We start from the raw sequence: 20,728 nt of genomic DNA, 5'->3' as shown, positions 1-20,728 counted from the left end.
AAGCGGAAGCGGTTCGGAACATCATGCAATTCAGTCGAGCATGCTGATCGCGGTCGGCGCATCTTCACGCTTCGCGGCCAGTTCTTCGAACTCGTTGATCGCGTCGATCTCGGTGCCCATCGAAATGTTGGTCACGCGTTCCAGAATCACTTCGACGATCACCGGCACGTTGAACTCGGAGAGCATCGACTGCGCCTTCAACAGGGCCGGCTTCAGTTCTTCCGGCTTGTGCACGCGGATCGCCTTGCAACCCAGACCTTCGGCAACCGCCACGTGGTCCACGCCGTAGCCGTTGGTTTCCGGCGCGTTGATATTCTCGAAACCGAGTTGCACGCAGAAGTCCATGTCGAACGCGCGCTGCGCCTGACGGATCAGGCCGAGATACGAGTTGTTCACCACCACGTGCACATACGGCAGCTTGAATTGCGCGCCCGCTGCCAGTTCTTCGATCATGAACTGGAAGTCATAGTCGCCCGAGAGCGCCACGATCGGACGTTGCGGATCCGCTGCGCGCACACCGAGCGCTGCCGGAATCGTCCAGCCGAGCGGGCCTGCCTGGCCGCAGTTGATCCAGTTACGCGCCTTGTAGACGTGCAGGAATTGCGCCCCCGCGATCTGCGACAGACCGATCGTGCTCACGTAGCACGTATCGCGGCCGAACACCTGGTTCATCTCTTCGTAGACGCGCTGCGGTTTCATCGGCACGTTGTCGAAGTGGGTCTTGCGCTGCATCGTCTGCTTGCGTTGCTGGCAGTCGGCGACCCACGCGCCACGATCTTTCAGCTTGCCGGCGGCCTTCCATTCCTTCGCCACTTCCACGAACAGTTCGAGCGCGGCTTTCGCGTCCGACACGATGCCGAGGTCCGGACCGAACACACGGCCGATCTGCGTCGGCTCGATGTCCACGTGCACGAACTTACGGCCCTTGGTGTACACCTCGACGCTGCCCGTGTGACGGTTCGCCCAGCGGTTGCCGATACCGAGCACGAAGTCGGAGGCGAGCATCGTCGCGTTGCCGTAGCGGTGCGAGGTTTGCAGGCCGACCATGCCGGCCATCAGCGGATGGTCGTCGGGGATCGCGCCCCACGACATCAGCGTCGGGATCACCGGCACGCCGACGGTTTCGGCGAACGTCACGAGCAGGTCTTCAGCGGCTGCGTTCAGCACGCCGCCACCCGACACGATCAGCGGCTTTTCCGCGTCGTTGAGCAGGGTCAGTGCGGCTTCGATCTGCTTGCGCGACGCTTTCGGCTTGTAGACCGGCAGCGGTTCGTACGTGTCGATGTCGAATTCGATTTCGGCGAGCTGCACGTCGATCGGCAGATCGACCAGCACCGGACCCGGACGGCCCGAGCGCATCAGGTGAAATGCCTGCTGGAACACGCGCGGCACCAGCGCCGGCTCACGCACGGTGACGGCCCACTTGGTGACGGGCTTGGCGATCGATTCGATATCAACAGCCTGGAAGTCTTCCTTGTACAGACGCGCACGCGGCGCCTGGCCCGTGATGGCCAGAATAGGAATCGAGTCGGCCTGAGCGGAATACAAACCGGTGATCATGTCGGTGCCGGCGGGGCCCGACGTGCCGATACACACGCCGATGTTGCCCGGTTGAGCGCGCGTATAGCCTTCGGCCATGTGCGACGCACCTTCGACGTGACGCGCCAGCACGTGGCTGATGTTGCCTGCCTTGCGCATGGCCGAGTAGAACGGGTTGATCGCTGCGCCCGGTACGCCGAACGCGGTGTCGATACCTTCTTTTTCGAGCACCAGTACGGCTGCGTCGACGGCTCTCATCTTGGCCATGAATGTCTCCTGAATGTCTGGAAATTGGCGAACTAAGGGTGTTGAACGCACTGTAGGCCTGACCTAAAGGTTTGATAAGATCAGTCCGGGTCGCTTATTTCGAAACAAAAAGTATGGAATCTCGCAGCGTACGGGCGCTTGCGCGATTGAGCGGCGTGGGAGCGCGCAGGGCTGCGGCAAGGTGTCGCGCTGCGCGCCGGCGCGCGGTTCAGGCCCTTGAGAGAAGACCGCGACGGGTTGGCATAAGACCCAGGGTAAGCGCTAGCACGCGACCTCGTTCGACAGGAGACAAAAATGGATCGCTTCAAACAGATCGAAACCTTCGTGCGCGTGGCGGACGCGGGCAGCCTCGCGGCGGCCGCGCTGGAAGAGGGCGTGTCGCCGGTGATTCTGGGGCGGCGCATCGACGCGCTGGAAAAGCGCCTCGGCGTGAAGCTGATGTACCGTTCGACGCGCCGTCTGGTGGTGAGCGAAGACGGCGCCGCGTTTCTGGAGCGCTGCCGTGGCCTGCTGACCGAATGGGATCAGGCGGAAAACGAACTGAGCGCCGGGCGGCGCGCGGTGAACGGCCACCTGATCGTGTCCGCGCCCGCGGCGTTCGGCCGCAAACACGTCGCGCCGCTTGCGCCGGATTTTCTCGCCGACAAGCCGGAACTGCAGGTGTCGTTCAATCTGACCGACCGCGTGGTCGATCTGGTGCGCGAGGGTTACGACCTGTCGATCCGGATCGGCGGCGCGGTCGATCCGAACTTTGTCGCGGTGAAGCTGGCGACCAACCGGCGTGTGGTGTGCGGCACGCCCGACTATTTTCGCCGCCACGGCAAGCCGAAAACGCTCGAGGATCTGCCGCAGCACAATTGCCTCGCGTTCAATTTGCAAGGCGGCCAGAACCGCGGCTGGTATTTCCGCCGTAACGGCAAACTCGCGACCGTGCGGGTGGGCGGCACGCTCGATTGCAACGACGGTGAACTGCTGCATCGCTGGGTGTCGGAAGGGCTTGGGCTCGGCTGGCGTTCGACGTGGGAGATTCAGCAGCAACTGGCGCGCGGCGAACTGGAAACCGTGCTGGACGAGTTCGCGTTGCCGGACTACGACATCCTCGCGGTATATCCGCAGCAGCGATATGTGCCGGCCAAGGTGCGGTATTTCATCGATTATCTGAAAGAGGTGTACGCCAGCGAGGACTACTGGAACCGCGCGGCTTATTAGCGGCTTGCCGGTGGCTCGTTGGTGGCTCGTTTGCATCGGCGCGGGCTGTTTCTCTTCGTATTTAGAGGTTTCGATGCCGACGCGGGAATAAACTCGGCCTATCGCCGGTTATGTGGGTATGAACGCTTCACGCCAAACCACGATTCGCGTAGCCGCAATGCCCTGGAGGGCCCAGGTGGTCCAGACCGATTCAGACGCCGCGCGCGCGCACGGCGATGCCGATTCCGATGCCGCAGCCGACGCCGCCAGGAGCCGCCGCTTCCAGCAGCTCGCGCTGCCGCATCTGGATGCGGCGTACAACCTCGCGCGCTGGCTCTGCGGCAACGCCAGCGACGCCGACGACGTCGTCCAGGAAGCCTTCATGCGGGCGTTCCGTTTTTTCGACACGTTTCGCGGCGACACCGCGCGGCCCTGGCTGCTCGCGATCGTGCGCCGCACCTGGTACACGGAGTGGCGGCGGCGCGCGTCGTCGCACGAAACGGTCGAGTTCGACGACAGCATGGACGACACCGCCTTCGACGGCTGGAGCGTCGGCGGCGCGGATCCCCAGGCGCTGCTGATCCGCGACGAGGATACGAAGCGCGTGCACGAGGCGCTGGCGCTGTTGCCGGTTGAATATCGGGAGGTGCTGATCCTGCGCGAACTGGAAGAGATGGGCTACCGCGAGATCGCGATCGTGGCCGATGTGCCGATTGGCACGGTGATGTCGCGGCTCGCGCGGGGGCGGCGCAAGCTGGCCGCGCTGCTGAAGGCGGCGCCGGGTGGCGGCAAGGCGGGGGCTGGGTCGGGTGCCCGGTCGGCCGGCGCGCCGGGCAACGCTTCGGGTTCGGGCAATGCGCCGGACGCCGGGTCGGGCGCGGGTTTGGCCAATGCGTCGGGCACCGCTTCGGCCACTGCTTCGGCCACCATCACGCCGCTGCGGGCGTCCGCCAACGGACGGCCGCTCAACAACCCCGGCGGCAACGCCGGCCACGCTCAGGAGACGCCAGATGGACTGTAACGAAGCACGGCCGCTCCTCGATGCGAACGCCGATCATGAATTACCCGCGCCGGATGCGCGGCGTGTCCAGCAGCACATCGAGAGCTGCGAAGCCTGCCGGCGTGAGAGCGAGAGTCTCGCGGCGTTGCGGGGGGCGCTGCGGGCGGCCACTTATCATCGCGCGCCGCAGTCGCTGCGAGCGCAAATTCTGGCCGGCTTGCCGGCGATGGAAGAGGCCGTCGCGGCAGCTGAACCGCTGACGTCGAACGGCGTAGCGGACATCGCGATTGGACAGCCGCTCACGGCGACCGACAGGTCGGAAGCCGCGATCGAAGGGCCGTCCACTGCCGCCGACGATCCGCGCGCAACGGGCCAGCAACCGGACCGCATGATGGACGCGGCTAAGGCCCCATCACGTCCGCGTCGGCGGCGGAGCAGGTTGGCCGGCTGGCTGGATGGCTGGCGTCTGCCGCCGGGAGGCTTCGGCCAGCCGATCGGCATGGGCGGCGCGAGCGGTGGGAGCGGCGCGTCCCGATTGCTCGCGCCGGGCTGGCTCGCGGCGCTGGTCATCGCGTTGTGCGCCGGAGCGGCGGTAGTGACTCTGAACCTTAGCCGTCCCGCCGCGCTCTCGCCGTTCGCCGACGAACTGGTGGAAAGCCACGTGCGCGCGCAGGTCTCCGGCCGCGACATCGACGTGATTTCGACCGACAAGCACACGGTCAAACCGTGGTTCAACGGCCGGCTGGACTATTCGCCACCGGTCGAGGACCTCGCGGCGAGCGGCTTTCCACTGGAAGGCGGGCGGCTGGATTACCTCGCGCATCAGCGGGTGGGCGTGCTGGTGTACCACTACCGCAAGCACGTGATCGACGTGTACGTCTTTCCGCAGGCGGGTTCCGGGAACACGGCCCATGACACGGACGGCGCGGCACCCACCGCACCCGCGACGCTCGAGCGCGAAGGCTATTCGATCGCTCACTGGAACGCGGCGGGCATGACCTGGTGGGCGATCACCGACGCCGCGCCGGATGCGTTGACGGGCCTCGAAGCGGCGTTGAAGGCGCGTTTGCAGGCGGGCAGCGAACGTTCGGAGGGCAGTTGACGACTAAACCCTTGAAAACACACCCGATTCGGGCCGCGGATTAACGGGATATCTTGCAACCCGGCCCCATTCGGGTTACACTCTTTGGCTTCTCACTTGCCACACCGGTTCGACGCCCGGGTGGCTTAAATCCATAAGTCAGCACAAGGAGTGAATATGCGTCATTACGAAATCGTCTTTATCGTGCACCCGGATCAAAGCGAGCAAGTGCCCGCCATGATCGAGCGTTACAAGTCCACGATCACCTCGCACGGTGGCCAGATCCACCGTATCGAAGACTGGGGCCGTCGCCAACTGGCCTACATGATCGAGAAACTCGCTAAGGCTCACTACGTCTGCATGAACATCGAATGCGACCAAGCCACGCTCGACGAGCTGGAACACGCATTCAAGTTCAACGACGCTGTTCTGCGTCACCTGATCGTCAAGATGAAGAAGGCCGAAACCGGCCCGTCGCCGATGATGAAGGAAGTGCAGCGCGAAGAAGCCAAGAAGTCGGCTGCTACGCAACCGTCCGAAGCGCAGGCTTAAGACACATTATTTAAGCTACCAGAGACTCCAGCGTCGCTTTTGCCCAAGGCTCCATGAATCGGCTGCAACTCACGGCCAGCGTCGTAGAACGCGAACCGGTGCGGTACACCCCCGCCGGCGTTCCGATTGCAGGCTGCACGTTGCACCACCGCACGGAAGTCGTCGAAGCCGGTATTGCCCGGCAAGTCGAACTGACCATGCAGGCGGTAGCGGCAGGCGAGGCGAGCGGTAAGCTCGAAAGCTGCCAGATGGGCGTGGAAACGCTCTTCACCGGCTTTCTGGCAAAAAAGCACCGCAACGCAAGAACTCTGGTATTTCACATCACAGCATTGCAGGACATTGGAAAGGACTGAACATGCCCCGCCCGACTGGTAAGAAATTCGACAAGCGTCGTCAGCAACAAAATCCGCTCTTCAAGCGCAAGAAGTTCTGCCGTTTCACGGCCGCGAATGTCGATCATATCGACTACAAGGACCTCGAAACGCTGAAGGACTTCATCGGCGAAAACGGCAAGATCACGCCGGCGCGTCTCACGGGTACGAAGTCGCATTATCAACGCCAGCTGGATACGGCAATCAAGCGCGCACGTTTCCTCGCGCTGGTGCCGTACACCGACCAGCACAAGGCCTAACCCGACGACGCGATAAGGAGCATCCGAATGCAAATCATTCTTCTGGAAAAAGTCGTCAATCTGGGCAACCTGGGCGATATCGTGAAGGTCAAGGACGGTTACGCACGTAACTTCCTGATCCCGAACAAGCAAGCTCGCCGTGCAACGAAGGAAGCTTTGGCTGAATTCGAAGTTCGCCGCGCTGAACTCGAAAAGATCGCCGCTGAAAAGCTGGCTGCCGCTACGGCTCAAGGCGAAAAGCTGGCAGGCTCGACGGTTCAGATCGGTCAGAAGGCTGGCGTCGACGGCCGTCTGTTCGGCTCGGTGACGAACGCCGACATCGCTGACGCGCTGGGCAAGGCTGGCTTCGCAGTGGAAAAGGCGCAAGTGCGTCTGCCGGAAGGCCCGCTGAAGCTGGTTGGCGAGCACGCAGTTCAAGTTTCGCTGCACACCGACGTTCTCGTCGATGTGACGGTGGCTGTGATCGGCGAACACGTCTAAGCATTCAAGCAGTATTGGCCAGGAAGTTGCTGGCAAAAGGCAGGGGCCGGGTGACCGGCCCCTGCCTTTTTTTGTGCCCGGTTTTTAGCTTTTCCACTCGCCGTCGCTGCCCGATTACCCGATAATTCCTCTCCATGAACGCACCGTCCAAAGATCCCCAAATCGAGTCGCTGAAAGTCCCGCCGCATTCGATCGAGGCCGAGCAATCGGTGCTGGGCGGCCTGCTGCTCGACAACGCGGCATGGGACCGCATCGCCGACTTCCTGTCGCAGAGCGATTTTTACCGCTACGACCACCGTATCATCTTCGAACACATCGGCAAGCTGATCGCGGCCACGCGGCCGGCCGACGTGATCACCGTGTACGAAGCGCTCGGCACCTCGGGCAAGGCGGAAGAGGTTGGCGGTCTCGCTTACCTGAACGCGCTCGCGCAGAACACGCCGAGCGCGGCCAATATCCGCCGCTACGCGGAAATCGTGCGCGATCGTGCGGTGTTGCGCCGGCTGGTGTCGGTCGCCGACGAAATCTCGGCGGACGCGTTCAATCCGCAAGGCAAGGAAGTTCGCCAGTTGCTGGACGAGGCGGAGTCGAAGGTGTTTTCGATTGCCGAAGACGGCGCGCGCGGCACGCAAGGCTTCCTCGAAATCGGGCCGCTGCTGACCGAGGTGGTCGAACGGATCGACACGCTGTACCACACCGCCAATCCGAGCGATGTGACCGGCACGCCGACCGGCTTCGTCGATCTGGATCGCATGACCTCGGGCATGCACGGCGGCGAGCTGATCATCGTCGCGGGTCGTCCGTCGATGGGTAAAACGGCGTTTTCGATGAATGTGGGCGAATACGTGGCGGTCGAGTACGGCCTGCCGGTCGCGGTGTTCTCGATGGAAATGCCGGGTTCGCAACTGACCATGCGTATGCTCGGCTCCGTCGGCCGGCTGGATCAGCATCGCATGCGTACCGGCCGTCTGACCGACGAGGATTGGCCGAAGCTCACGCATGCCGTGCAGAAAATGAGCGAAGCGCAGATTTTCATCGACGAAACCGGCGGTTTGAACCCGATGGAGTTGCGTTCGCGTGCACGCCGGCTGTCGCGCCAGTGCGGCAAGCTCGGGCTGATCATCATCGACTATTTGCAGCTGATGAGTGGTTCGTCGTCCGGTGAAAACCGCGCGACCGAAATTTCGGAAATCTCGCGTTCGCTGAAGAGTCTCGCCAAAGAACTCGACGTGCCGGTTATCGCGTTGTCGCAGCTCAACCGGGGGCTCGAACAGCGCCCGAACAAGCGGCCGATCATGTCCGACTTGCGCGAATCGGGCGCTATCGAACAGGACGCGGACGTGATCCTGTTCATCTACCGCGACGAAGTTTACAACCCGGACAGCCCCGACAAGGGCACCGCGGAGATCATTATCGGCAAGCAACGGAACGGTCCGATCGGCCCCGTTCGGCTTACGTTCCATGGTCAATTCACGAAGTTCGATAATTTTGCGGGCGCGCAGAATTTCTACAGCGATTGACCGGACGGGCCGGTAAGTCACCCGGCAAGATCCACGAAAGGCGTGCTGAAAGCTCACGGGAAATCTACGGAGAAGGGAAGCGTTACGCGCAGCGCCTGTTGTAACGGCGCTTTCGAAAGTGTGATCGGAGACTTGGAACGGTACAATGTGGCGGTTTTATGTCAGCCATACCGTGACCAATTTTCGGGATCCCAATGTTCGGTCGATTCATGCCCACCGAGGGCAAGTTCTTTGAAATTTTCAATGCGCACGCAACGTGCATCGTCTCAGCAAGTCGTGAGCTGGAACTGCTGATCGACAATCTGCAAGACGCCGAAACCCACAAGCAGAACGTGCAGAAGGCCGAAAAGGCTGCCGACAAGCTTACGCACGAAACCATCGACCTGCTGCACAAGACCTTCATCACGCCGCTCGATCGCGATGAAATCCACAAGCTCATCACCACGATGGACGACATCCTCGATCTGATGGAAGACGTCGCCACCGCCATTTCGCTGTACGACGTGCAGGCCGTGACCTCCGAGGCGAGCCAGTTGGCGCACATTTGCACGGCGACTTCCGAGCGCGTGCAATTCGCCGTCGGCCTGCTGTCGGACATGAAGCAGGCGAGCCAGATCCTGAAGGCTTGTGAGGACATCGACCGGCTGGAATCGGAAGCCGACCGCGTGCTGCGCTCGGCCATGTCGAAGCTGTTCCGCGAAGAAGACAACGTCAAGACCCTGATCAAGCTGAAAGCGATTTATGAATTGCTCGAGACGATCACGGACAAGTGTGAGGATGTAGCGAACATCATCGAAGGCATCGTGCTGGAAAACGCATAATGCAATCGATACAACTCGCTATCTGGGTCGTTGCCGGCCTGGTGGCCGTCGCGCTGATTTTCGATTTCATGAACGGCTTTCACGACGCGGCGAATTCGATCGCTACCGTCGTGTCGACCGGCGTGCTGAAGCCGCAGCAGGCGGTGGCTTTCGCGGCCGCGTTCAACGTGATCGCGTACTTCGTGTTCCATCTGAAGGTGGCGGCGACCGTCGGCAAAGGCACGATCGACCCGCAGATCGTCGACCACTACGTGATTTTCGGTGCGCTGGTGGGTGCAATCGGCTGGAACATCATCACCTGGCACTACGGCATTCCGTCGAGCTCGTCGCATGCGTTGATCGGCGGTCTGGTCGGTGCGGCGCTGGCCAAGTCGGGCTGGGGATCGCTGAATGTCGACGGCCTGATGAAGACGGTCGCGTTCATCTTTATCTCGCCGCTGCTCGGCTTCGTGCTCGGGTCGTTCTTCATGCTGGCGGTCTCGTGGATCTACTTCCGCACGCCGCCCAGCAAGGTCGACCGGCGCTTCCGGCGTCTGCAACTGGTGTCGGCGGGCCTGTATAGCCTCGGCCACGGCGGCAACGACGCGCAGAAAACCATCGGCATTATCTGGATGCTGCTGATCGCGACCGGTTATGCGTCGTCGATTGCAGATGCGCCGCCGCTGTGGGTGATCGGCGGCTGCTATCTGTCGATGGGTATCGGCACGCTGTTCGGCGGCTGGCGGATCGTCCGCACGATGGGGCAGAAGATCACCAAGCTCAAGCCGGTCGGTGGTTTTTGCGCGGAATCGGGCGGGGCGATCACGCTGTTTACCGCGTCGTGGCTCGGCATTCCAGTGTCCACCACGCACACGATTACCGGCGCGATTGTGGGTGTCGGCGCCACGCAGAAGTTGAGCGCGGTGCGGTGGGGCGTGGCCGGCAACATCGTCTGGGCGTGGATTTTAACGATTCCGGCTTCCGCGGCGCTCGCCGCGGTCGCCTGGTGGCTCGGCCACCGTTTGTTGTGAGGGCGGAGCGCGGGCGTTTCAGACGCGCCGCGCTGTTAATCGAAGCGCCATAACAGCGCGTCGCTCAGATCAGCGGCGCGCTGCCTCCATCCATCGGGACGATCGCGCCCGTCACGTAGCTCGCGCGGCGGCTCGCCAGAAACAGCGCGACGTCGGCAATTTCCTCCGGTTTGGCATAGCGGCCGAGCGGCACCTTGGCTTGCCCACGCGCGAGCGCGTCCGCGCTGTCGATGCCTTGCTGGGTCGCTTCCAGCTTGACCGCTTCCTCGACGCGCTCGGTCAGCGTCGATCCCGGATTGATCGCGTTGATGCGGATGCCGTAGCGCGCGTAATAGTGCGCGAGGCCGACGGTGGCGAGCATCAGCGCGGCGTTCGCGGCGCCGCCCGCAATATGGATGTCGCTGGCGATTTTGCCGCCCATGCCGATGATATTGACGATCGTGCCCGGTTCGGCGCCGCGGTTGGCCTTCACGCGTTCGGCCATGCGCCGCAGCACTTCCTGCTGCGGGTAGATGTACGGGAAATATTTCGCTTCCATGGTGGCGCGGAACGCGTCGGCGTCGAGCGTTTCCGGGTCGTAGCGGCGCGCGGCGCCCGCGCTGTTGATCAGCACGTCGATCGGGCCGACCGCGGTGCTGACCTCTTCGACGATATCGGCCGCGCTATGCGGCTCGTGCAGATCGGCGCGGGTTCGGTGTACGTGCAGGCCTTCCTGCTTCAATTGTTCGTAAGCGCGCGCCAGATTGGCCGGGTCGCGCGAGACGATCGCGACTTTGGCGCCTTCCAGAGCGAACGCGCGGGCGCAGGCGAGGCCGATTCCTTTGCTGCCGCCTGTGATCAATACCACCTTGTCTTTCAGCCCAAGATCCATCGTCACCACCCGCTGTCGGAAGAATATCGATGACGATAGCAGATCGGCAGCGCGGGTGTGGCGGGGCGTTGGCGGCGAGGGACGCGTTCGCCGCGATGTGTCGGGGAGCGCTTGGCGCGGTGGTTTGCGTGCGCTTAGGCGCCGGTGCGGCGCGCGCGGAGGGGCGTGTTCATCGAGTGGGGTTTATTCGGCACGGCACCGCACAGCACGGCACCGCGCGGGCGGCTTTCACGCGCTGCGTTGCGGACGCTCAGAAGTTGCCGTTGGCGAAGCGGGCGATCGGATCGTCGGTGGTTTGCGTCGGAGCGGGGATGGCGCGCGAGGCCGTCGAGGCACGCATGATCTGCACGCCGCCGTTCGCGTCGGCGCGCTGCGCTTGTTGAGCCTGATGGGCGGCTACAGAAGCGGGCGGCGGCGGTTCGAACGCATCCGCGGCGGCGTCGATCGGGTCGGGCGCACGATTGGACGCCGTCTGCGGGATGGCGCGTGGGGTCGTGGCCTGCTGAACGGGTGACGCACCGAGCGTGCCGTCATAGGCGCTGGCTTGAGCGGCCGGCACCGGCGTCGGCGACACGGCGCCTGCTGCGCGGGCCTGGATTTGTGCTGCGCTCATGCCGGGCGGCGGTGGTTCGAACGGGTCGGCTTGGGGTGCGGCTGTGACGGATTGCGCCTCAGCGGTCAGCGGCGCGTGAGATGCCGTCGCCATCGCCGTGCCCGTCGCCGTCGTCGCCGCTGTTGCCGCATAAGCCGGCGCAACCTGCTGCGCCACCGGCGCAACCCGCTCAGGCTGCGGCGCCGCGGCCTGATAGCTTGGCGTGTCGAACGGCGCCGGCGTCGCGGCCGGCGCGGCGACCCGGCGAATTCCGTCGAAGCGTTTAGCCCAGTAAGGGTTGGTCAGATAATCGAGCCGCACCGTACCGCCCGTCGACGGCGCATTGACGAAGCGCAGCTTGCCGACATAAATGCCGACATGCGAATGCGGCCGCCCAGTGGTGTTGAAGAAAATCAGATCACCTGGCGCGATCTCGTCCGGCTCGATCGACTCGCCGCGTCCGCTCATATCCGCGGTAGTGCGCGGCAGATTCACCGAAGCCGCTCGCGCGATGACATAACGAACCAGTCCGCTGCAATCAAAGCCGCTATCCGGCGTATTACCGCCCCAGCGGTATGGAATGCCGACCAGCCCCATCGCCTGAATGGAGATTTCCTCGCGGCCGATGCTGTGATCGACGAAATTCGGAAAGCCCGGCGGCGGCGCATGATACGCGCCATTGGCGACGACGATCGAACTGCCCGACGCGCCACGCGACGACGTCTTCTGCGGCGCGCCGGCACAGGCGGCAAGTAGCAGAACGGTCAGCAGGGACAGGGCGAGTCGGCGCATGAAGACGAGGAGAGCGGGTAAACGCTCGTTTAACGGCGGACGATTTCGGGATAGTAGCCCGTGCCGCATCGCGCCGGCAAGAAATCTTGACAAATTACTTGAAGTTCATGCGCTAAGTGTTGCTGCACGCAAAACCCGCGGGCAATAAAAAAGCCGCCTCCGGAAGGTTCCGGAGGCGGCTTCGGTAAGCTTCTAACTAGTTGAAACTTAAAGAATTTCCGACGCGTAATCGGCAAGGCGCGAGCGTTCGCCGCGCGCCAGCGTGACGTGCCCGCTGTGCGCCCAACCCTTGAAGCGGTCGACCACATACGTCAACCCCGAGCTGCCTTCGGTCAGGTACGGCGTATCGATCTGCGCGATGTTGCCGAGACAAATGATCTTCGTACCCGGACCCGCGCGCGTGACCAGCGTCTTCATCTGCTTCGGCGTCAGATTCTGCGCCTCGTCGATGATCAGATACTTGTCCACGAACGTGCGGCCGCGCATGAAGTTCATGCTCTTGACCTTCAGGCGCGAACGGATCAGCTCCTGCGTGGCCGCGCGGCCCCATTCGCCGGCAGCGTCGTCGGTTTTCTGCAGGACTTCGAGGTTGTCGTCGAATGCACCCATCCACGGCTGCATTTTTTCCTCTTCCGTACCCGGCAGGAAGCCGATGTCTTCACCGACCGGCACCGTGGCGCGCGTCACGATGATCTCGTTGTAGCGCTTGTCGTCGAGCACCTGCGCCAGACCGGCGGCGAGCGCGACCAGCGTCTTGCCGGTCCCGGCCTGACCCAGCAGCGTGACGAAGTCGATCTCCGGATTCATCAACAGGTTCAGCGCGAAATTCTGCTCGCGGTTACGCGCCGTGATGCCCCACACGTTGTTCTTGTGGTGGCCGTAGTCGCGCAAGGTTTGCAGCAACGCGGTCTTGCCGTTCAACTCGCGCACCAGCGCATGAAACGCCGGTTCGCCGTTTTGCGGCTCCAGATAGACGAACTCGTTGACCAGCATCGAGGCGCACAGCGGACCCGTCACCCGGTAATACGTGGTGCCGGTTTTGGTGTCCTGCCAGCTCTCCATGCCCTTCGCGTGCTTGGTCCAGAAGTCCTGCGGCAGCGCGCGGATGCCGGAGTACAGCAGATCGCTGTCCTCGAGCACCTGATCGTTGAAGTAGTCTTCGGCGGGCAGGCCGAGCGCATGCGCCTTGATACGCATGTTGATGTCTTTCGACACCAGCACGACCTGACGATCCATCCGGTCACGCTGCAACGCGCGCACGACGCCGAGGATCTGGTTGTCGGCCTTGCCTTCCGGCAGACCTTCCACCGGTTCGATGGTGGCCAGCGTGGTCTGGAAGAACAGGCGGCCGGACGCTTCGCGGCTACCCAGACGGGCGAGCGAAATGCCGTCGGAGATATTACCGGCGTTGGCCACCAGCGCGTCCAGCGTGCGGCTCACCTGACGCGCGTTACGCGCGACTTCCGACATGCCCTTCTTGTGGTTGTCGAGTTCTTCCAACGTCATCATCGGCAGATAGACGTCGTGTTCCTCGAACCGGAACAGGCAGCTTGGGTCGTGCATCAGCACGTTCGTGTCGAGCACGAACAGCTTCTGCACTTCGGCCGGGTCGGCGCTCGCGCTGCGTTTCTTGCCGGCGCCACGGGTAGCGGGTGCAACGGCCGCGGGTGCGGCGGCGTCGGCCTGCTTCGCGCTCGGCGCGCGCGCCACCACCGGTTGTGCCGCGGGTGCGGCCGGCTCGGCGCGCGGACGGGCGGCGGGGACCGGCTGCAACAAGGCAGCGGTTTGCTTCGTTTTGCGACTGCGCGCCGGAGCGGTTTGCTCCGCGGAAGCATTCGCAACAGGGCTTGCCGACGACGCCGGCACGGTCCGCAAGGTGGTCGCGGCATTGGCGGCATTCGCCATTGGCGTGGCGACGTTCGCGCGGCCGTAATCGGCCGACTCTGCGGCTTCCCCGTCGCCAGCCTGTTTCTTCGAGGCGGAGCGCGCCGGCGTAGCGGCTTTGGCCTTGTATTCGTCAGGCGGCAGGAGATTGCCGAGCTTGCTGGGGGGAGTAGGCAAAGGCATGGTTTCCCTCGAATTAATCGGGTCACATATCGTGCGCCGCCTGTCGCATTCTGCTGGTGCCAATGAGTGCGCACGCAGTTTGCGCCCGGAGGCGCGCATTCGGTCTAGAGATGCCGGTTCGCCTGGGTTTCGATCGGCTCCTTAACGGAAGCACGCAGCCGAGTGAACGAACGGCCGCGCGCAATTAAAAAAGCCGCCGCCCCGGCGTACGGGGCAAGCGGCTCGCCTTCAATGCTCACGTTGCGCCTCACGACTCCGACAGCACCGGCAGATCCGGTAAAACGGCCGTCGAGTCTGGCGCAGCGGCGAAAAATTTGGGGTGGACAGGCACTCATTGCGGCCCAATATAGCGCGCCTCAAAGCGCTTGTACAGCCTCCAGAATCTCGTCGACGTGGCCGGGCACTTTCACGCCGCGCCACTCCTGGCGCAGCACCCCTTCAGCGTCGATGAGGAAGGTGGAGCGTTCGATTCCTCGCACTTCCTTGCCATACATTTTCTTCATTTTCATGACGCCGAACAGCGCGCACAGCGTTTCTTCCGGATCGGAGATCAGCGGGAACGGCAATTCGAGCTTCGCCTTGAAATTGTCATGCGAGCGCAGGCTATCGCGCGATACGCCGAGGATTTCCGCGCCGGCCTTCTTGAACTTCGGATAGAGGTCGCGGAATTGCAGGCCTTCGGTCGTGCAGCCCGGCGTGTTGTCCTTCGGATAGAAATACAGCACCACCTTCTTGCCCCGCAGCTTGGACAGCGTGATCTCGCCGCCGGTAGCGGGGGCGGTGAAGTCGGGGATGGGTTGGTCGACTGCGATGGGCACGAGGTTCTCCGGTTGTTATGGTCGGCGCCGCAGCAGGGCTGTGGCGGCGTCGGCCTGGCATCGAGGCTGGGGAGGTGGCCGGCGCGCGGCATGGTCTCGCGCGGCGGTCGGGTCGTCAGGCGGGCTGCCGACGGCTGGCGGTCCGCTCAGGGCTGGACAATCAACTCGCCGGAGCGGCCTGGAAGCTCGCCCCACGTAACAGGGTACGATGGCAACGTGTCGCGGTCTAGCGTGGCGTAGTAATCACCCATCGTCGCGAAGGTATGACCTTGCGCGCGCCAGCCGTCCAGCAACTGTTCGAAAACCGGCGCGAGCTTCTGCCCCTCGAGTTCCGCGTGCAGCGTGAACACCTGATCGTGCGGATTGTTTTCGGTGTGCTTCAGCATCCATGCGGCGACGTTGTGCAGATCGACGCCGTCCACGCCGAGCACTTCGTCGAGCGTGGGCAACGTGGTGGGCATCTGCACATGCGCGAGCGTCTTGCCGTCGACCACCGGCAGATACGGCGAACGGCCCCGGCCGTCGGACGCGTAGCGCATGCCCCACGCGTCGATCTGTTCGAACGCGTGGCCGTTCATCTGCCAGCCGGCCGCACCGTGCGTGACCGGCGGCGCGCCGAACACCTCGCAGAAACGGTCGTGGCTTTTGCCCATTTGCGCGGCGGTCCACGCGCGGTCTTTCGCGCGCACGTTGTCCTGCCAGTACACGTGGTCCCACGTATGAATGCCGCATTCAAAGCCGGCTTCGTGGATCGCACGCATTTCAGCCGAGGCCTTCGCTCCGATGTCCGGACCAGGCAGCAGCACGCCGTACATCAACTGCTTGACGCCGTAATGTTCGACCACCGACGTGCGCGACACCTTCTTCAGAAAGCCCGGCCGCAACACGCGGCGCATCGCCCAACCGGTGTGGTCGGGCCCGAGGCTGAAGAGGAAAGTGGCGCGCGCCTTGAAGCGGTCGAAGATGCGTGCAAGGTTCGGCACGCCTTCGCGGGTGCCGCGCAGTGTGTCGACGTCGATCTTCAGAACGATACGGGCCAAGGATCGACCTTTATTGCTGTTCGACGAGAGCGCGCGCTTCGGCGACGTGGCCGCGATACGCTTCGAAAATCTTGCGCAGCGCTTCGTCGAAGGTCGACTTCGGCGCCCAGTCGAGTTCCTGCATCGTGTTGTCGATTTTCGGCACGCGGTTCTGCACGTCCTGATAGCCGGTGCCGTAGTACGCGCCCGACGAGGTTTCGACCAGTTGCACTTTCTGTGCGAGCTCCGCGTATTCCGGGAACTCGGCGGCGAGCGCCAGCATCTTGTGCGCGAGCTCGCGCACCGAGAAATTGTTGGTCGGGTTGCCGATGTTGTAGATCTTGCCCGTGGCGACGCCGTCTTTGTTCTCGATGATCTTCATCAGCGCGCCGATGCCGTCGTCGATATCGGTGAACGCGCGCTTCTGGGCGCCGCCGTCCACCAGGCTGATGTTCTCGCCGCGCACGATATGGCCGAGGAACTGCGTCACCACGCGCGAGCTGCCTTCCTTCGGCGTGTAGATCGAGTCGAGGCCCGGGCCGATCCAGTTGAACGGACGGAACAGCGTGAAGTTCAGGCCTTCCATGCCGTAACCCCAGATCACGCGGTCCATCAGCTGCTTCGAGCACGCGTAGATCCAGCGCGGCTTGTTGATCGGACCGTACGACAGCTGCGATTCTTCCGGATCGAACTGCTCGTCCGTGCACATGCCGTAGACCTCGGAGGTGGACGGAAACACGAGGTGCTTGCCGTACTTCACGGCCGAACGCACGATCGGCAGGTTCGCCTCGAAGTCGAGTTCGAACACGCGCAGCGGCTGCTTCACGTACGTGGCGGGCGTGGCGATCGCAACCAGCGGCAGGATCACGTCGCACTTCTTGACGTGGTACTCGACCCATTCCTTGTTGATCGTGATGTCGCCTTCGAAGAAGTGCATCCGCTCATGATTGACGAGGTCGCCCAGACGTTCGGTCTGCATGTCCATCCCGAAGACTTCCCAGTCGGTCGTTTCGAGAATGCGTTTGGACAGGTGATGGCCGATGAAGCCGTTCACACCCAGAATCAGGACTTTTTTCATGAGGAGCGAGGAATTTGGGAGGGAATCTGAATGAGCTGGGCGAATTCGGCCGGCGTGACGACAGTTTCGTTGCCGTCGAGCTGGCGCCGCAACTCGTGGATGGTGATCGCGCGACCGTCGCCGCATATCGCAAAAACGGCATTATCGCTTACGTGCAGGCCCGGGGGCAAATCCGAGCGAAGCGCGCCGGGCGCGGCCAGGCGCGCGCGCGCGACGATCAAACGCTGTCCGCCGAGATCGGTGAACGCGCCGGGATAGGGCGGCGCGACCGCGCGAATCAGGTTATAGACCTGCTGCGCGGATTGCGTCCAGTCGATGCGGCCGTCTTCCGGCTTGCGCCCGCCGTAATAGCTGCCGTGCGCGAGATCGTTCGGCAGATGCGGCGCTTCGCCGGCCAGCAATGCCGGCAGCACGCGCCACAGGGTTTGCTCGGCGGCCACCGTGACTTTGTCGAACACTTGCGCGGCCGTGTCGTCGGGCAGGATCGGCACTGGCGTTTGCGCGATGATCGCGCCCGCGTCGGGCTTGGCGGCCATTTCGTGCAGCGTGGCGCCGGTTTCGGTTTCGCCGTGGATTACCGCCCAGTTGGTCGGCACGCGGCCGCGGTATTTCGGCAGCAGCGAGCCGTGCATGTTGTAAGCGCCCCGTGCGGCGAGCGCCAGCAGGTCGACCGGCAACATGTGGCGGTAGTAGAACGAGAAGATGAAGTCGGGCCGCGCGGCGCTCACCGCGGCGCGCAGTTCGGCGCTTTTCGGATCGGCCGGTGTGACGACCGGAATGCCGTGCTCGGCCGCGACCGAAGCGACGCTGCCGAACCAGATATTCTCGGTCGGACTGTCTTCATGCGTGACGACCAGCGCCACTTCGACGCCACGCGCGAGCAGCACCTGCAGGCAGCGCACGCCGACGTTGTGATACGCGAATACGACGGCGCGCGGCTTCATGGATTCGGTCCCTGATCGACCAGCGGCGCGGCCTGCACGGCCTGCACGACGGCCTGACGCGGCGCTTCGGCCACGGTCGTGCCGTCGCGCTGTTCGAGAATGGTTTGCACCAGATAACGCGGACGCGCCCGTACCTGCTGATAAATCCGGCCGATGTATTCACCGAGCAGCCCGAGCGCGAAGATGATGACGCCGAGCAGGAAGAAGATCACGGCGAACAGCGTGAACACGCCTTGCACTTCCGCGCCGATGATAAAGCGGCGAATCAGCAGCAGCACGAACAGCGCCGCGGAGCCGAGCGACAGGATCACGCCGATGAACGACAGCCATTGCAGCGGCACCACCGAGAAACCGGTGACGAGGTCGAAATTCAGGCGGATCAGCGAATACAGCGAGTACTTCGATTCGCCGGCAAAGCGCTCTTCGTGCGCGACTTCGATTTCGACCGGATTCTGCGCGAAGGTGTACGCGAGCGCCGGAATGAACGTGTTGATTTCGCCGCACCGGTTGATCGTGTCGATGATGTGCCGGCTGTACGCGCGCAGCATGCAGCCCTGGTCCGTCATCTTGATGCGGGTGATGCGTTCGCGCAGCCGGTTCATCGCGCGCGATGCCTTGCGGCGGAACAGGCTGTCCTGGCGCTGCAGGCGGATCGTGCCGACGTAGTCGTAGCCTTCGCGCATCTTCGCCACCAGCTTGGCGATTTCTTCCGGCGGGTTCTGCAGATCGGCGTCGAGCGTGATGACGATCTCGCCGCGCGATTGCTCGAAGCCCGCGAGAATCGCCATGTGCTGGCCGTAGTTGCCGTTCAGCAGGATCACGCGGGTGGTGTCGGGGCGCGCGCGGAACTGCTCGGCGAGCAGCGCGGCGGATTTGTCGCGGCTGCCGTCGTTGATGAAGATCACTTCATAACCGGTGCCGAGCGCGTCGAGCGCCGGGTACAGGCGCGCGAACAGCGCCGCCAGCCCGGCTTCCTCGTTGTACACCGGGATGATGATGGACACTTCCGGTGCGACAGCGCGATGTTCCGAATAACTCATTTCCGCTTATTTTCCGTATTGTTCGCAAATTTCATTGACCGCGCGGCAGACCCGCGTCACGTCGCCTTCGTTCATCTGCGTGAAGAGCGGCAGCGTGACGGTGCTCGCGCCGTAGCGCTCGGCGTGCGGGAACATGCCTTCCCGGAAGCCGCGCGCCTTATACAGCGAGAACAGATGGATCGCCGGATAGTGCACGCCCGAGCCGATACCGCGCTCTTTCAGTTCGCCCATGAAACCCGCGCGGTCGATCGACAGTTTGTCGAGCGGCAGCGTGACGAGGTACATGTGCCAGTTGCTGTTGTCGAAGTCCGCAAGCGGCAGGCCCAGGCCCAGCTTGACCGCCGCGCCGCCCGCGAAGCCGTCGAAGTAGGCGCGCGCCAATTGGCGGCGCTGCGCGGTGAAGCGCTCGATATGCGGCAACTGACCGAGGCCGACGCGCGCGGCGACGTCCGTCAGGTTGTACTTGCCGCCGAGCAGATCGCAGTCCATGCCGTCGAAGCCGGAGCGCGTAATGCCTTGCAGACGGTACTTCTGCGCGAGGATCGCTTCTTCCTCGTTGTTGAGCACCAGCGCGCCGCCTTCGATCGACGTCAGATTCTTGTTCGCATGGAAGCTGAACGACACGATGTCGCCCAGCTTGCCGATGCGCTCGCCGTTCCAGCTCGAGCCGAACGCCTGCGCGGCGTCTTCGATCACGCGCAGCTTGTGGGCGCGGGCAATTTCATACAGACGGTCCATATCGACCGGCAGGCCCGATAGAAACACCGGAATCAGCGCCTTGGTGCGCGGCGTGATGGCCTTTTCGAGCAGATCGAGGTCGATATTGCGTGTGGCCGGATCGATGTCGACGAACACCGGCGTCGCACCGACTTCGTAGATCACATTGCTGGTCGAGACCCACGACGCGGGCGTCGTGATGACTTCGTCGCCTGCGCCCACGCCGGCAATGCGCAGTCCGATTTCGAGCGTTGCCGTGCCGGAATTGAAGGTGCGCACCGGTCGGCCGCCGCAGAACTCGGAGAGCGCCGCCTCGAACTTCTGATTCTGCGGGCCGGTGGTGATCCACCCGGAGCGCAGGACCTCGGCGACACCCTGAATCGTTTCTTCATCGATTTCGGGCTTCACAAACGGCAAAAACGGCACGGTAGGCTGGGTCATGAATGCTTCGCTCGATTGAAAGGCTTGTCAGCCAGAGGGCGCGCAGTAAACCACAAAGTCCGCGCAAACCCAAGGCCACAACTAAAAAAGGTGCAACCGCACAGCATACCGCGGTCAAGCTTACGTCTTGCTGAGCCAGCATGCCGGCGCGCTCCAGGCGTTTGCCGACGGCGTCTTTCGCCGTCTTTCGCCGTCGCCCCGAATCGCTGACCCGAACCGCTGGGCCACCGGGCCGCGCGGGCAATAAACGGTAATAAAGT

General features: G+C 63.4%; 20 protein-coding genes. 10 read left to right on the top strand and 10 right to left on the bottom strand.

Translation table 11 applies throughout. The features are described from left to right. Nucleotides 1–30: 30 nt before the first annotated feature. Nucleotides 31–1,806 (bottom strand): glyoxylate carboligase, encoded by a 1,776-nt coding sequence (gcl, locus tag B0G83_RS16090; RefSeq protein WP_105508374.1) that lies wholly within the window; start codon nt 1,804–1,806, stop codon nt 31–33. 294 nt (nt 1,807–2,100) lie between these two features. On the opposite strand from gcl, the gene B0G83_RS16085 reads away from it, so the two are divergent. The 10 genes from B0G83_RS16085 (at nt 2,101) to B0G83_RS16040 (ending at nt 10,089) form a co-directional block, all read left to right on the top strand. Then, nucleotides 2,101–3,015, top strand: a complete 915-nt coding sequence (locus B0G83_RS16085; RefSeq protein ID WP_035550568.1) for a LysR family transcriptional regulator — start codon at nt 2,101–2,103, stop codon at nt 3,013–3,015. Between the two features lie 175 nt (nt 3,016–3,190). Beyond that, nucleotides 3,191–4,015 carry an RNA polymerase sigma factor gene (locus B0G83_RS16080; RefSeq protein WP_105508373.1) on the top strand — a complete coding sequence of 275 codons (825 nt, stop codon included), beginning with the start codon at nt 3,191–3,193 and terminating at the stop codon, nt 4,013–4,015. Then, on the top strand, nt 4,005–5,096 hold the full coding sequence (locus B0G83_RS16075) for a zf-HC2 domain-containing protein (protein ID WP_105508372.1): 1,092 nt from the start codon (nt 4,005–4,007) through the stop codon (nt 5,094–5,096). The genes B0G83_RS16080 and B0G83_RS16075 overlap by 11 nt, the downstream gene beginning before the upstream one ends. Before the next feature lie 156 nt (nt 5,097–5,252). Further along, complete coding sequence (rpsF, locus tag B0G83_RS16070) at nt 5,253–5,627, top strand: 30S ribosomal protein S6 (protein ID WP_097392318.1); 375 nt, start codon at nt 5,253–5,255, stop codon at nt 5,625–5,627. A 53-nt stretch (nt 5,628–5,680) separates the two neighbouring features. Beyond that, nucleotides 5,681–5,980: a primosomal replication protein N gene (priB, locus tag B0G83_RS16065; protein WP_007182110.1), complete on the top strand. Its 300-nt coding sequence runs from the start codon at nt 5,681–5,683 to the stop codon at nt 5,978–5,980. 2 nt (nt 5,981–5,982) lie between these two features. Further along, nucleotides 5,983–6,258, top strand: coding sequence for a 30S ribosomal protein S18 (gene rpsR / locus B0G83_RS16060; RefSeq protein ID WP_012432802.1), 276 nt, complete (start codon nt 5,983–5,985; stop codon nt 6,256–6,258). Between the two features lie 27 nt (nt 6,259–6,285). After that, nucleotides 6,286–6,738, top strand: coding sequence for a 50S ribosomal protein L9 (gene rplI / locus B0G83_RS16055; protein WP_105508371.1), 453 nt, complete (start codon nt 6,286–6,288; stop codon nt 6,736–6,738). A gap of 134 nt (nt 6,739–6,872) precedes the next feature. Beyond that, nucleotides 6,873–8,258, top strand: coding sequence for a replicative DNA helicase (locus B0G83_RS16050; RefSeq protein ID WP_105508370.1), 1,386 nt, complete (start codon nt 6,873–6,875; stop codon nt 8,256–8,258). 194 nt (nt 8,259–8,452) lie between these two features. Further along, entirely contained in the window at nt 8,453–9,079 is a 627-nt protein-coding gene (locus tag B0G83_RS16045; RefSeq protein WP_105508369.1) for a DUF47 domain-containing protein, read from the top strand. Continuing rightward, nucleotides 9,079–10,089, top strand: coding sequence for an inorganic phosphate transporter (locus B0G83_RS16040; RefSeq protein WP_105508368.1), 1,011 nt, complete (start codon nt 9,079–9,081; stop codon nt 10,087–10,089). The genes B0G83_RS16045 and B0G83_RS16040 overlap by 1 nt, the downstream gene beginning before the upstream one ends. 64 nt (nt 10,090–10,153) lie before the next feature. On the opposite strand, the gene B0G83_RS16035 is transcribed toward B0G83_RS16040, so the two are convergent. The 9 genes from B0G83_RS16035 to B0G83_RS15990 form a co-directional block, all read right to left on the bottom strand. Next, nucleotides 10,154–10,960, bottom strand: coding sequence for an SDR family NAD(P)-dependent oxidoreductase (locus tag B0G83_RS16035; protein ID WP_105508367.1), 807 nt, complete (start codon nt 10,958–10,960; stop codon nt 10,154–10,156). Nucleotides 10,961–11,210: 250 nt separating this feature from the next. Then, a complete protein-coding gene (locus B0G83_RS16030; RefSeq protein WP_105508366.1) occupies nt 11,211–12,344 on the bottom strand; it encodes a C40 family peptidase in 1,134 nt (377 codons plus the stop codon). A gap of 207 nt (nt 12,345–12,551) precedes the next feature. Continuing rightward, nucleotides 12,552–14,411 (bottom strand): PhoH family protein, encoded by a 1,860-nt coding sequence (locus B0G83_RS16025; RefSeq protein WP_105508365.1) that lies wholly within the window; start codon nt 14,409–14,411, stop codon nt 12,552–12,554. Nucleotides 14,412–14,767: 356 nt separating this feature from the next. Continuing rightward, nucleotides 14,768–15,229 carry a peroxiredoxin gene (locus B0G83_RS16015; protein ID WP_105508364.1) on the bottom strand — a complete coding sequence of 154 codons (462 nt, stop codon included), beginning with the start codon at nt 15,227–15,229 and terminating at the stop codon, nt 14,768–14,770. Between the two features lie 146 nt (nt 15,230–15,375). Then, nucleotides 15,376–16,269 (bottom strand): polysaccharide deacetylase family protein, encoded by an 894-nt coding sequence (locus B0G83_RS16010; protein ID WP_105508363.1) that lies wholly within the window; start codon nt 16,267–16,269, stop codon nt 15,376–15,378. Nucleotides 16,270–16,279: 10 nt separating this feature from the next. Continuing rightward, on the bottom strand, nt 16,280–17,326 hold the full coding sequence (locus tag B0G83_RS16005) for a bifunctional UDP-4-keto-pentose/UDP-xylose synthase (RefSeq protein ID WP_105508362.1): 1,047 nt from the start codon (nt 17,324–17,326) through the stop codon (nt 16,280–16,282). Beyond that, entirely contained in the window at nt 17,323–18,270 is a 948-nt protein-coding gene (locus tag B0G83_RS16000; RefSeq protein WP_105508361.1) for a formyltransferase, read from the bottom strand. Before B0G83_RS16000 ends, B0G83_RS16005 begins: the two co-directional genes overlap by 4 nt. Beyond that, nucleotides 18,267–19,310: a glycosyltransferase gene (locus tag B0G83_RS15995; protein ID WP_105508360.1), complete on the bottom strand. Its 1,044-nt coding sequence runs from the start codon at nt 19,308–19,310 to the stop codon at nt 18,267–18,269. Before B0G83_RS15995 ends, B0G83_RS16000 begins: the two co-directional genes overlap by 4 nt. 6 nt (nt 19,311–19,316) lie before the next feature. Beyond that, nucleotides 19,317–20,468, bottom strand: a complete 1,152-nt coding sequence (locus B0G83_RS15990) for a DegT/DnrJ/EryC1/StrS aminotransferase family protein (RefSeq protein WP_105508359.1) — start codon at nt 20,466–20,468, stop codon at nt 19,317–19,319. Nucleotides 20,469–20,728 lie beyond the last annotated feature (260 nt).

Source organism: Paraburkholderia sp. BL21I4N1 (assembly GCF_002973525.1).
In the GTDB taxonomy this organism is placed as follows: Bacteria; Pseudomonadota; Gammaproteobacteria; order Burkholderiales; family Burkholderiaceae; genus Paraburkholderia.
The sequence above is the reverse complement of the archived record's forward strand: the minus strand, read 5'-3'. Positions and strand labels throughout refer to the sequence as shown.